This window comes from Actinoplanes sp. NBRC 101535 (assembly GCF_030269225.1).
Taxonomy (GTDB): Bacteria; Actinomycetota; Actinomycetes; order Mycobacteriales; family Micromonosporaceae; genus Actinoplanes; species Actinoplanes rectilineatus.
The window spans coordinates 250,023-261,453 of sequence record NZ_BSSY01000006.1; the positions used below are offsets into that span (position 1 = coordinate 250,023).

General features: G+C 70.1%; 9 protein-coding genes and 1 pseudogene. 5 read left to right on the forward strand and 5 right to left on the reverse strand.

Features of this window, described 5'->3' with window-relative positions:
* Nucleotides 1–42 precede the first annotated feature (42 nt).
* From QSK32_RS18955 to QSK32_RS18965, 3 genes are all read right to left on the reverse strand, one after another.
* Entirely contained in the window at nt 43–1,260 is a 1,218-nt protein-coding gene (locus tag QSK32_RS18955) for a helix-turn-helix domain-containing protein (protein ID WP_285472738.1), read from the reverse strand.
* A gap of 827 nt (nt 1,261–2,087) precedes the next feature.
* Entirely contained in the window at nt 2,088–2,315 is a 228-nt protein-coding gene (locus QSK32_RS18960) for a hypothetical protein (RefSeq protein WP_285472651.1), read from the reverse strand.
* Between the two features lie 272 nt (nt 2,316–2,587).
* Nucleotides 2,588–3,880 carry a lamin tail domain-containing protein gene (locus QSK32_RS18965; RefSeq protein WP_285472652.1) on the reverse strand — a complete coding sequence of 431 codons (1,293 nt, stop codon included), beginning with the start codon at nt 3,878–3,880 and terminating at the stop codon, nt 2,588–2,590.
* Nucleotides 3,881–4,268: 388 nt separating this feature from the next.
* On the opposite strand from QSK32_RS18965, the gene QSK32_RS18970 reads away from it, so the two are divergent.
* Together QSK32_RS18970 and QSK32_RS18975 are read left to right on the forward strand one after the other, a co-directional pair.
* Entirely contained in the window at nt 4,269–4,934 is a 666-nt protein-coding gene (locus tag QSK32_RS18970) for a pentapeptide repeat-containing protein (RefSeq protein ID WP_285472653.1), read from the forward strand.
* Nucleotides 4,935–4,951: 17 nt separating this feature from the next.
* Nucleotides 4,952–5,935 (forward strand): annotated as a pseudogene (locus QSK32_RS18975) (TerC/Alx family metal homeostasis membrane protein); the annotation flags it as partial.
* A gap of 248 nt (nt 5,936–6,183) precedes the next feature.
* Here QSK32_RS18975 and QSK32_RS18980 read toward each other — a convergent pair.
* Nucleotides 6,184–7,131: a translation initiation factor 2 gene (locus tag QSK32_RS18980; RefSeq protein WP_285472654.1), complete on the reverse strand. Its 948-nt coding sequence runs from the start codon at nt 7,129–7,131 to the stop codon at nt 6,184–6,186.
* 159 nt (nt 7,132–7,290) lie between these two features.
* Nucleotides 7,291–8,142 carry a spermidine synthase gene (locus tag QSK32_RS18985; RefSeq protein ID WP_285472655.1) on the reverse strand — a complete coding sequence of 284 codons (852 nt, stop codon included), beginning with the start codon at nt 8,140–8,142 and terminating at the stop codon, nt 7,291–7,293.
* Nucleotides 8,143–8,225: 83 nt separating this feature from the next.
* On the opposite strand from QSK32_RS18985, the gene QSK32_RS18990 reads away from it, so the two are divergent.
* From QSK32_RS18990 to QSK32_RS19000, 3 genes are all read left to right on the forward strand, one after another.
* Nucleotides 8,226–9,662: a DUF1800 domain-containing protein gene (locus tag QSK32_RS18990; protein WP_285472656.1), complete on the forward strand. Its 1,437-nt coding sequence runs from the start codon at nt 8,226–8,228 to the stop codon at nt 9,660–9,662.
* Between the two features lie 32 nt (nt 9,663–9,694).
* Nucleotides 9,695–10,969 (forward strand): DUF1501 domain-containing protein, encoded by a 1,275-nt coding sequence (locus QSK32_RS18995; RefSeq protein ID WP_285472657.1) that lies wholly within the window; start codon nt 9,695–9,697, stop codon nt 10,967–10,969.
* Between the two features lie 87 nt (nt 10,970–11,056).
* Entirely contained in the window at nt 11,057–11,431 is a 375-nt protein-coding gene (locus QSK32_RS19000) for a hypothetical protein (protein WP_045746625.1), read from the forward strand.

Genomic DNA, 11,431 nt, shown 5'->3' on the forward strand with positions numbered 1-11,431 from the left:
CCCAGAGCCCATGCCACCACGCGGGGCGTGCCGGGCGCCGTCTCAGACTCCGACTCCCATCTGTTCGGCCAGCTCCGCGATGGGAGCCGGTGGCGTGCCACGGGTGCGCCGGAGCACGTCGGAGAGGACCTCATGAGCCAGTGGCCGGCAGCGGATCTCGGCGGGGGCGGCCCGGTCGCTCTCGAGGAGCATCTCGCCGGCCTTCTCCATGTCGCCGACCTGGGTGTAGGCGCGAGCGATGTCGAGGTAGTGGCGGGCGCGGCGTTCCGGGGGCAGGTCGTTGAGGTCCGGCCGGCTGATCCGCTCATAGGTGTTCACGGCGGTGTGACCGTCGCCGAGTTCGACAGCGGAAGCCACCCGGTGCAGCTGCACGTTGGTCGGGCCGAAGCAGGTCCAGTAGTGGTTGATGTCGCCGCCCAGTTCCTGTGAGGCCTGATCGGCGTTGTGAAGCAGGTCGCGCATGGTCGACTCCTTCCCGGCCCGGGCGGCTGCCATGGCCCCGTTGAGCAGGAGCATGCCGTAGACCGAGAGGTGGCCCCCGTGGCGATGCTCCGTCCCGGAGGCCAGCCGGTCGGCGATGTTGACGTTGACCTCGAGTGCGGGACGGACCCGGCCGAGCGCGAGCAGCGCGCTGCCCACCCGGTAACTGGCCAGACTGGCCAGCAGTTGGTCGCCGGCCCGCTGCGAGACCGCGATGGAGCGGTCCGCCGCCAGCCAGGACAGCTCGTGTTCGCCGACCTTGCGCAGTGCCGACGAGGCGATCTGGTAGATCTGCCCGAGCAGATGCGCCGCGGTCGACGCCTCGTCGCTGTTCGCGTAGGCGCTGTCCGCAGCCTGCGCGTCACGCAGCAGCTTGGGCAGGGTGCATGCCAGGACGCTGTACCTCGCCTGCTGATAGGTCATCCAGGCATGCCTGACGGCCCGGCGGAGTGCAGACAACGGCGATGCGGATGTCGGCCTCTCGAAGAACACACTCATCTGGTCATAGCGTTCCAGCGCCGCGCGGATCTCCTCGACGGCCAGCGGGTCCAGGTGATCCCAGGTGCCGGTTCCGTGCTCGGCGCTTCCATCCAGCAACAGCTCGACATCGACCTGCAGCACATCCGCGATGTCGTAAACGACCGAGAACCTGTCGATCCGGCGGACGCCCCGTTCCACCTTGTCGACCCAGCTCCTGGACTTGCCCAACCGCTCCGCGAAGACCTGCTGGGACATTCTTCGCCGACCCCGCCAGTACGCGACGCGACGGCCGATCGGCAGCCCGCCGAGAGAGCCGGACGACGGGGCGAACCGTGTGGTGGCGGTCGGGGCACTGGTCGATGCCCTCCGGGGCGAGGCACGCGGTGCGTATTTCGCCGGGACGACGCCGAGGATGTCCAGGCACGATGCGGGGACGCCGCAGATCGGGTCGGCCAGATCCTTCGTCAGGCAGGCTCCCGGCCACAGCATGGGCCCGAGCCGTCCCCGTGACAGCCGGGTGTTCCACATCCGTAGCCAGTCGTCGTCCTCCGCGCGTTGAAAGAGCAGAAGCCGGCGTAGTACGGCGCTGAGTGCCTCTCGGTGGGCGGCGGACAACGAGGGAACCGGTCCGGGTGCCGGATCAAGGATGATCGTGGTCTTCGCGCCGGGCCGGAGACCGAACGCCTCACGCAGGGCTTCCCAGGAGCAGTTGAGCGACACCACGCCGGGAATGCCGGGCGTGGTCATCGACAACTCGCGGCCGGCCTGCGGGGTTATCGCGAGGCCGTGCACCGGCAGCCGGCCGGCGGGATTCTCCGGGCCGGTCGTGAGAGAGCCGGCAAACAGAGCCTCGGCGCCGGACGGGACCACGATCGTCACACTCGTCGGCGTGGGCCGGACCGACCGGATCCCCAAGGCGTTCGTCGATGACGGTGAGAACGGCCGCCGGGCCGGCCCGAGTAGGAGGCGGTGCAGGATGGCAGCCTCGGTTCTCTGCTGGGCATCGTCGGGCGCGTCCGGGATCAGGCGTCCGGAGAGTGCGGCGATCTCCTGGAGAGCCTGCTGGTGGAGTTCGCCGGTCCGTCTACGTCGCTGGTGGATGGGCGCTTTGCGGGGTACCTGACTCCTCATCGCCGCCGTCGCCCGCCGGTCGCGCGGATCACGTCATGGCTCCAGGCGTGCAGCTCGCGCACCAGATGCAAGCCGAGCCGGCCGTGGGTGGCGGGTCGCCACACGGCCACCATCCACACCGGAACGGTGTAACAGGCCAGGATCACGATGGGGATGTGGGCGACCGCCACGATCAGCGCGCGGACGACGGAGGCGGGCAGCGCCATGAGGTCAAACGAGGGCACGATAATCTCCAGCCGCAGCCCGGCCCGCGGTGCTCGAGATCTGCTGGACGTCTGACAGTCAGTTCGTCTCGTGCTGCGGGAGCGGATGACGCTGTTCGGCCGCCATGCGGGGAACCCGTGCCCGGGGAGTTCCCGACGGCCTGGCCGCCGCAACGGCCATGACGACATGGTACTCACGCCTGCCACCTGTGTCGTGCCGTGTGCTCGTTCGGCGTACACATAAGAAGAGCGGCCCGCCGTAGGGCGAGCCGCTCTGTCCGTCGATGCTGCTGTCAGCAGGTGGTGTAGCCCTTGCCGGCCTTGGTCCACTTGCAGGAGTCGATGGTCTTGTTGGCGTTGGTGCGGAGGGTGGCCGCGTCGCCGCCGTTGTTCCAGATGTGCTTGGCCTTGCCCCAGTAACGCTTCGTGGACGAGTTCGTGCCCTTGCCGGTGTGGACGGTGACCGACTTGCCCGCGGCGAGGTTGTAGGTGCCGGAGAACTTGTAGGTGTTGCCGGCCCGGTCGCGGACGGTCCAACCGTTCAGGTTCACGGTCTTCTTCGTCTTGTTGGTGAGTTTGAAGTACTCGCCGTTGATGCTCTTGTTGGTCTTCTTGTCGGCGCCGGGGGCGTTGTACTGGATCCGGGTGAACTGGATCGCGCCGACCGCCGGGACGGGCGTGGCCGTGGGCTTCGGGGTCGTCGGCTTCGGCGTCGGGCTGGTCGTCTTCGGCGGGGTGGGGGTGGGGCTGCTGGTGGTGCGCGACGGGGTCGGCGACGGGGTCGGCGACGGGCTGGTCGTCGTGCGTGACGGCGTCGGCGACGGGCTGGTCGTGGTCCGGGACGGGGTCGGCGTCGGCGAGGAGCCGGGCGTCGGGCCGTCGGAGCCGCCCGAGCCGGCGACCGTGATGCGGCTGGAGAAGCTGTTGCTCAGCAGCAGGTTGTCGGAGGAGGCGTAGTCCGGCTTGGCGGTCTCGGCGAGCACGGCACGGTAGGTGTGCTGGCCGGCGGTCTGGCCGGTGACCGTGGCCGAGAAGCTGGCGACGGTGCCGTCGCTGGTGATGCCGGCGGCGACCTGGGACCAGCCGCTGCTGGTGTAACGCTGGAAGCTCACCGGGATGCCGGGCTGGTCGGGCGATGCCCGCACGGTGAGCGACACCGAGTTGGCCGACGACGACGTCGCCGAGAACTCGGCGCCGACGCGGAGCGGGGCCTGCACGATCGGGGAGTACGCCCCGCCGGACTCGACGGCGAAGACGAAGCCGGAGTCCATGGTGCGGGTGATCGACCAGCGGCCGCTGCTGTTGGCGGTGGCCGACGTGGGGTATTCCCACGGGGTGGCCGCTTCGAGGTCGGACGCCCGGGTGACGTCCCTGCCCCACATGTAGGCGCGTTCGTGCAGCTGGACGGTGGCGCCCGCGGTGGCGGTGCCGGTGAGGGTGATGTTGCCCCAGCCGACGCGGAGTTCCGGCGTGTCGAAGGTCGGGCCGGCGGCGGACGCGGGTGAGGCCACCAGCACGCCGGTCGCGGTGAAGATCCCGACGAGGGCGACGCTCGCGCCGAGAATCGATTTCGGTCGACTGTGCATGAAGTGGTCCTCCGTGATGTGGGCAGCCCGAATGCCGCTCCCGCATTGAACGCCGACGCTAATCGAGGATTCCTCCGGCGGTCATCGTTCGTATCGTCGGGCACATTACCTGCTGGTGCCAATGGTTGTGGTCCCCGTGGAGCCGCTGTGATCCGACTACCAGGCCGAATGCGTTTCCGGAGCGTGTCCGGCATGTGACTCTGCGGGTTCCAGCGCTGGTGTTCGGTGTTGATTTCGGGCGGTGGTCCGATTTGGTCCATGCTTATCCGAAGTGGCGGACCGTACTGAGAATGAAACGGATGAAATGATCGAACTCACTGCTGATTGCTCCCGGTGTGCGGCACTCTGTTGCGTGGCTCCCGCTTTTGCCAGATCATCCGATTTCGCCGTGGACAAGCCGGCGGGACGCCCGTGCCGCAATCTCGGCGACGACTTCCGGTGCACCGTCCATGAGGAGCTGCCGCAGCGCGGTTTCCGCGGATGTGTCGTCTTCGACTGTTTCGGCGCCGGGCAGCGGATCACCCAGGACACGTTCGGCGGACGGGACTGGCGGTCGTCGCCGGAGATCGCCGGGGACATGTTCGCGGCACTCCCGGTGGTCCGCCAGTTGCACGAACTGATGTGGCTGCTGACCGAGGCGCTGAAGCTGGACGAGGCCCGGTCGCTGCACCCGAAGCTGCGGGCCGCGCTGGCGGAGACCGACCGGCTGGCCGCGGGCGACGCCGGCGCGCTGCGGGAGGTCGATGTGGACGCGTACCGCGCCCGGGTGAATCCGATGTTGCGACGCGCCAGCGAACTGGCCCGGGCCCGGGTCGGCGGTCGCCGGGCGGACCACAGCGGGGCGCATCTGATCGGCCGCCGGATGCGCGGCGCCGACCTGCGCGGGGCGAGTTTCCGCGGAGCGCTGCTGATCGGGGCGGATCTGCGCGGGGCCGACCTGCGCCGGGCTGATTTCACCGGAGCCGACCTGCGCGGCGCGGATCTGCGGTCGGCCAATCTGGACGGGGTGTTGTTCCTGACGTTGTCACAACGGAGATCCGCATCGATGGGATAAGGACCTAGGATGGGCGTATGCAGCAGGTGACCGGCATGGTGTGGGTCCTGACCGTCCTCGGCATCGTCGGTCTGTTGGTGTTCGACTTCTTCTTCCACGTTCGGCGTGCCCACGTGCCACGGCTGCGTGAGGCGGCGGCGTGGACCGCGGCGTACGTGTCGATCGCCGTCCTGTTCGGTGTCGGCGTGTGGGTGTTCGGCGGCTCCACGATGGGCGCGGAGTACTTCGCGGGCTACGTCACCGAGGAGGCGCTCTCGGTCGACAACCTGTTCGTCTTCCTGCTGCTGCTGAGCAGTTTCAAGGTGCCGCGCGCCGACCAGCAGAAGGTGCTGTTGTTCGGGATCGTGGTGTCGCTGCTGGCCCGGACCGGTTTCATCCTGCTCGGTGCGGCGCTGATCAACTCGTTCGCCTGGATCTTCTACATCTTCGGCCTGATCCTGCTGGTCACCGCGGGCAACCTGCTCCGCGGCAAGAGCGAGGAGGAGGAGACCCCGGACAACGTGGTGATCCGGCTGGCCCGGCGGTTCCTGCGCACCTCGGACACGTACGACGGGGACAAGCTGTTCACCGTCGTCGACGGCCGCCGGGTGCTGACCCCGATGCTGCTGGTCATGGTGGCGATCGGCGGGACCGACATCCTGTTCGCGCTGGACTCCATCCCGGCGATCTTCGGGCTGACCCAGAACGTCTATCTGGTCTTCACCGCCACCGCGTTCTCCCTGCTCGGGCTCCGGCAGCTGTACTTCCTGATCGACGGCCTGCTGGATCGTCTGGTCTACCTGTCCTACGGGCTGGCCGCGATCCTGGCGCTGATCGGCGTGAAACTGGTCCTGCACGCCCTGCACGAGAACAACGTGCCGTTCGTCAACGAGGGCGAACCGGTCGACGTGGTGGAGATCCCGACCGCGCTCTCCCTGGCACTCATCGTCGGCCTCCTGGTGATCACCGTGGTGGCGTCGCTGCTGAGCCCGCGGGGGCGCGCCCGGACCTACGTCTCGGCGGCCCGCCGGCACGCCACCGAGTTCCTCGACATCGAGACCGACGCGGCGTACTGCGACGAGATCTATCACCGGCTGCTGGTGGAGGAGGCCAACCTGCGGAGCCTGCCGGCCCGGCACCGGGAACGGATCCGGCGCGAGGAGGACCTGATGGAGCTGCTGAACCGCGCCCACCGGGAACACGAGGATCGGGTCGCCGACGGCCGCTGCTACGTGCCGTCGACGACCTGAGAGAACCGGGAGGGAGACCCTCAGCGGTTCTGGTCGCGCGAGTTGAGGTACGCCGAGAGGTTGTTGGACTGCCCGTCCAGGAGCCCCCGGTCGGGGTTGTCCGGGGCGTCCGACAGCAGGCTGGCCACCCGTGCCGCCAGGGTCGCCGCGCGGGACGCCAGATCCGGCTCGGCGTAGCGGCTGTCCTGCTCGGCCCGCATCGCCTGCTCGGCCCGTATCGCGTCGGCGGCCGCGCCGGGCCGTCCGGGGTAGCCCATACCGGCCGAGGTCGGCACCGCGGACACCGGCTGCTCGTAGACCGGCTCGGCCTCGTAGACGGTGTCGTCGTACGCGTGGTTGTCGTAACCCGACTCGTCGTAGGAGGTGGTGGCCTCGGCGTAGACCGGCGCGGTCTCCGGCCCGGGCACCGGCACGGCGCCGAGCAGGTTGACAGTCTGGCCCTTGCCGCCCACGTAGTTGTTGAACTCCGGGCCGATCACCAGGCGCGACAGCATGCGGGACTGGACGGCCGGCACGCCGATCTCGTTGGCGTTCTCCACCCGGAACCGGGCGATCGCCTGACGCATCACGTTGGCGAGCCGGTCGGCCTCACCGACCGAGGTGACACTGCCGCCGGCGAAGACCAGAGCCGGGTAGCTGCCGTCCGGGCCGGTGCAGACCAGTTGGATCTGCGTGACCGTGGCGTTGCGTCCGGTGTCCCGGTTGCCGGGCTGCACGCGCAGGTGCTGCGGCCACAGCCAGAACAACTCACCGCTACTCAGCGTCGTGTCGTCTGCATACGTATAGCGAACCCGGCGGTCGGTGACCACGACTTCGGTCTCCTCGGGCAGGGTCCATCGCGGCAGCGAGGACGCCTCGTCGAACGCGTACTCGGCGACCGCGCAGCGGCCCTGCCAGAGCACACGTTCCCCGGTGTCCAGCGGCCCGAGATCGACTCCCGTCGTGGACAGGAAGTGCTGGTGGAACATGGTTGCCTTCCCCGTGCTCGCCGCGATCGGAAAACACGCGGCCGTGACGATTACAGCCTGGAGTCGCCGAGGCCGCTAGTCACTGGACGCGAATCACACACCAACTTTGAAAATCGACACAGGACGGTGATCAGAGTTGTACCAACGGCCGCTCGATCATTACTTTCTGTTACCAAAAAGCCCGTCCGGTGGTGCCGGGGAGGCTACCGCGCTCGCGTCCGGTACGGGGGGCGCGCCACCGGTGAAGCGGTCGAGATCCGTCTCCACCCGGCCGGGAAACCAGTCACCGGCCGCGCGACGGGACAACTCGGTCACCGGGGGAGGAGTCCGGCCGGCGACCACCACCAGGTTGCCGAACCGGCGTCCGCGCAACACCCCCGCGTCGGCGACCAGGCAGGCCTCCGGCAGCGCCGACCGGATGGTGGCGACCTGGGCGCGGGCGTGCCGCAGCGGCGGGCCGTCGGCGACGTTGGCGATCAGCCATCCGGCCGGGTCGAGCACCCGGGCGACCTCGTGCATGAACTCGGCCGAGGCCAGGTGTGCCGGGGTCCGGGAACCGGCGAACACGTCGAGCACCACCAGGTCGTACCCGGCGTCCCGCATGCCTTCGACGGCGGTGCGCGCGTCCGCGACGCGTACCCGGATGGAGGATTGTGAAGTGAGCGGAAGCTCGCGACGGACCAGTTCGACCAGGGGACCGTCGACCTCGACGACCCGCTGCGGTGAACCGGGCCGGGTGGCGGCGACATAGCGGGGCAGCGTCAACGCCCCGCCGCCGAGATGCAGCGCGCGCAGCGGCCGCCCGGCCGGGGCGGCCAGGTCGATCGCCGCGGCCATCCGGCGGACGTACTCGAATTGCAGATGGGTGGGGTCGGCGAGGTCGACGTGCGACTGGGGTGCGCCGTCGAGCAGCAGCGTCCAGGCCGTGTCCCGATCAGGATCGGGCACCAGCTCCGCAACGCCCGATGCGACCGTCTCCACCCGCCGCCGGGACGTCCTCCGCTGTGCCATCGGCACATTGTGCAGGTAGCAGATCGGGAGCACGGCGCGGGTTACCCACCGGAGAGGGCGGTGCTGTCCGACGTATTACCAGCGTGAGCGCTGCCATCCTTCCCGCCGACCCGTTGCTGCATCTGCTGCGCCGGGCCACCTACGGCCCGACCCCCGCCTCGATCACGGAGATCCGCAGGCTGGGGGCGAAGGCGTGGCTCGACCGGCAGCTCGCACCGGCGTCGATCGCGGACCGGACCGCCGAGGGGCTGGTCGCCCGGCTGCCGCTGAGCACCCTGAGCATCGCCGGCATCCGGGCACGCGTCGCCGAGGGCACCTTCAAGGAGTACGACTGGGAGGCCATGTGGCATCTCGGGTTCGCCGCGGTGGTCCGGGCCGTCTGGAGTGAACGCCAGCTGCTCGAGGTGATGGTCGACTTCTGGGGCAACCACCTCAACGTGACCTGCCCGCACGGCGACGTCTGGGACAGCCGTCCCGACTACGACCGCACGGTGATCCGCAAGCACGCCCTGGGCACCTTCGCTGGGCTCCTCAAGGCGTCCGCCCGGCACCCGGCGATGCTGACCTACCTGGACAACCGGTTCTCCACCAAGGACGCGCCGAACGAGAACTACGGCCGGGAACTGCTCGAACTGCACACCGTCGGCCTGGCCTACGGCGAGGCGGACGTGAAGGCGGCGGCCCGGTTGCTCACCGGACTGACCGTGGACGAGGAGACCGGGCGTTACCGGTACGACGCGGGCGCACACGCCGTCGGCGCGGTCCGGATCCTGTCCTTCCGGCACGCCAACAACTCCGCCGCGGGCGGCGAGGCGGCCGCCCTGGCCCTCCTCGACCACCTGGCCCTGCACCCGCTGACCGCCCGCCGCATCGCGACCAAGCTGTGTGTCCGGTTCGTCGCCGACGAGCCACCGGACAGCCTGGTCACCAAGCTGGCCAAGGTCTACCTGGACAACCGGTCGGCGATTGCGCCGGTGCTGCGGGCGTTGTTCGCCTCGGCCGAGTTCGCCGCCGCGGTCGGTGCGAAGACCCGAACCCCCTTCGAGGACCTGGCCGCCACCGTACGCACGCTGGGATACCGGCCGGCGAAGAGCGGCAACTCGTACGCCGAGAGCCTGTTCTGGATGGCCCGTGAGGCGGGCCAGGGGCCGATGGGGTGGGCGCCGCCGAACGGCTATCCGGACGTGGCCGCGGCCTGGTCGTCGCCGTCCGGTCTGCTGGTGCGCTGGAACGCGCACCTCAACATCGCGGCCGGCTGGTGGCCGAACACGCTGGGCCGGCCGTCGTCGCCGGTGACCGACATGATCGGCCCGGTACCGGCGACGTACGGAGCGCTGATCAAGGCGGTCGCGGTCCGGCTGACCGGGGCCGCCCCGCCGGCCGCGCAGGTGACCGCGCTCGCCGAGTTCTTCGGCAAGTCGCCGGCTTCGCCGTTGAAGGCCACCGACCCGGCCGTCGGGCGGATGTTCCCCTACCTGCTGGGGATGGTGCTCAACTCTCCAGCCTTCTCCCTGAGATGAGCACTGAGATGAGCACTGAGATGACCACTGAGATGAGCACTGAGACGACCACCGAGGTGACCATGGATGTCTGTGGGTGCGAGGTCTCCCGCCGCGGGCTGCTCGCCGGCACGGTCGCCGCGGCCTTCGCCGGACTGGCCGGGACGCAACTGGACACCGGTCTGGCCTTCGCCGCCGACCCGTCCTACGCCGGTGACGTGTTCGTGCTGCTCTCGCTGCGGGGCGGGTTCGACGGCCTGTCGGCGGTGGTGCCGGCCGGCGACCCGGCGTACTACGCGGCGCGTCCCGGGATCGCGGTGCCGAAGAGCAGGCTGATCGGCGGTGACGCGTTCTTCGGGCTGAACCCGGGCCTCGCGCCGCTGCTGCCGTACTGGACGGCCGGGCAGCTGGCGGCGGTACACGCGGTGGGGCAGCCGGCACCCAACCGGTCGCACTTCGCCGCGATGGAGGACCTGGAACGGGCCGCCCCGGGCACCTCGATCCGGACCGGATGGCTGAACCGGATGCTCGGCGTGCTCGGCGCGAGCGACCCGTTCCAGGCGGTCATGGTGGGCAGCGCGATGCCGGCCCGGTTGTTCGCCGGTGCGGCGCCCTCGCTGGGGCTGACCGGGGTCGACGACCTGAAACTCGCCGGCGACGGACCGGGGGCGCCGCTGGCCGCCACGATGGCGAAGATCTATCAGGGCGCCCCGGACGCGCTGGCCCACCCGGCGGCCCGGCTGGCCGGCGCGCTGACCACCGGCGCCGGCCTGCGCGCGGAGGGCTACCGGCCGTCCAACGGCGCGGTCTACCCGGATACCGAGCTCGGCGCGGCGCTGCGCGACGTGGCCCGGCTGATCAAGTCGGATGTCGGCCTGCTGAGCGCGGCGGTCGACTCCGGCGACTGGGACATGCACGAGAACCTCGGCACCGCGACGGCCGGCGGCCTGATGTTCGACCACCTGCGGGCGCTGGCCACCGCCCTGGCGGCGTTCGCGGCCGACCTGGGACCGGCCGGGCTGAACCGGGTCACGCTGATCACGATCAGCGAGTTCGGCCGCCGGGTGACCGAGAACGGGTCGGGCGGGCTGGACCACGGTTACGGCAACGCCATGTTCGTGCTGGGCGGCAACGTCAAGGGCGGCCGGGTGTACGGGAGATGGCCCGGGCTGACCGAGAACCGGCTCCGCGACGGGGACCTCGCCGTGACCACGGACTACCGCTCGGTGATCGGCGAGATCCTGCGGGACCGGTGCGGACTGGCCGACCTGAACGGGGTGTTCCCGGGCGCCCGCCCCTCGGCGCTGGGGATCGTCCGCAGTCGCTGAGGACGGGAGTATTCGGCAAAACGGCCATCCGGCACGTCAAGGTCGATCCACACTGAGAACCCCTGTTCCGGAACACGGAGGTTCCCGGTGTCGAGCAACGTGCTGGCCCAGCTGATCGGTGGACAGCGGCAACCCTCGGGCCCGCCGCCGGACGGCGCGATGCCCGCGATCCTGATGGCCGCCCGGCATCGCGCCGGGCCGCCGCTGCGCATCCGCCGGTACCCCTCCGACGAGGGCCTGCCGTTCTGGCGGTGGGACTGCACCGGCTGCGGCGAGTACGGCGGTGGCCGCCACCACGTCGACGCGGTGGCCCGGGCGCTCCGCCACTGCAAGGAACACCCGGGTCACCGTTCGTCACTGCTGCCGCCGGCCCGGTGCCGGCAGCCGGACACCTACCTGCCGCTGCACCCCATGCTGTACGCGGTCGACGACGACCCGCCGCCGGAGCCGCTGGCCCTCTGA

Bases quoted from the DNA above. Each gene is read 5' to 3' on its own strand.
- QSK32_RS18980 (WP_285472654.1), bottom strand. From the start codon at position 7,131: ATGTTCCACCAGCACTTCCTGTCCACGACGGGAGTCGATCTCGGGCCG.
- QSK32_RS18985 (WP_285472655.1), bottom strand. From the start codon at position 8,142: ATGGCACAGCGGAGGACGTCCCGGCGGCGGGTGGAGACGGTCGCATCG.
- QSK32_RS18995 (WP_285472657.1), top strand. From the start codon at position 9,695: ATGAGCACTGAGACGACCACCGAGGTGACCATGGATGTCTGTGGGTGC.
- QSK32_RS18965 (WP_285472652.1), bottom strand. From the start codon at position 3,880: ATGCACAGTCGACCGAAATCGATTCTCGGCGCGAGCGTCGCCCTCGTC.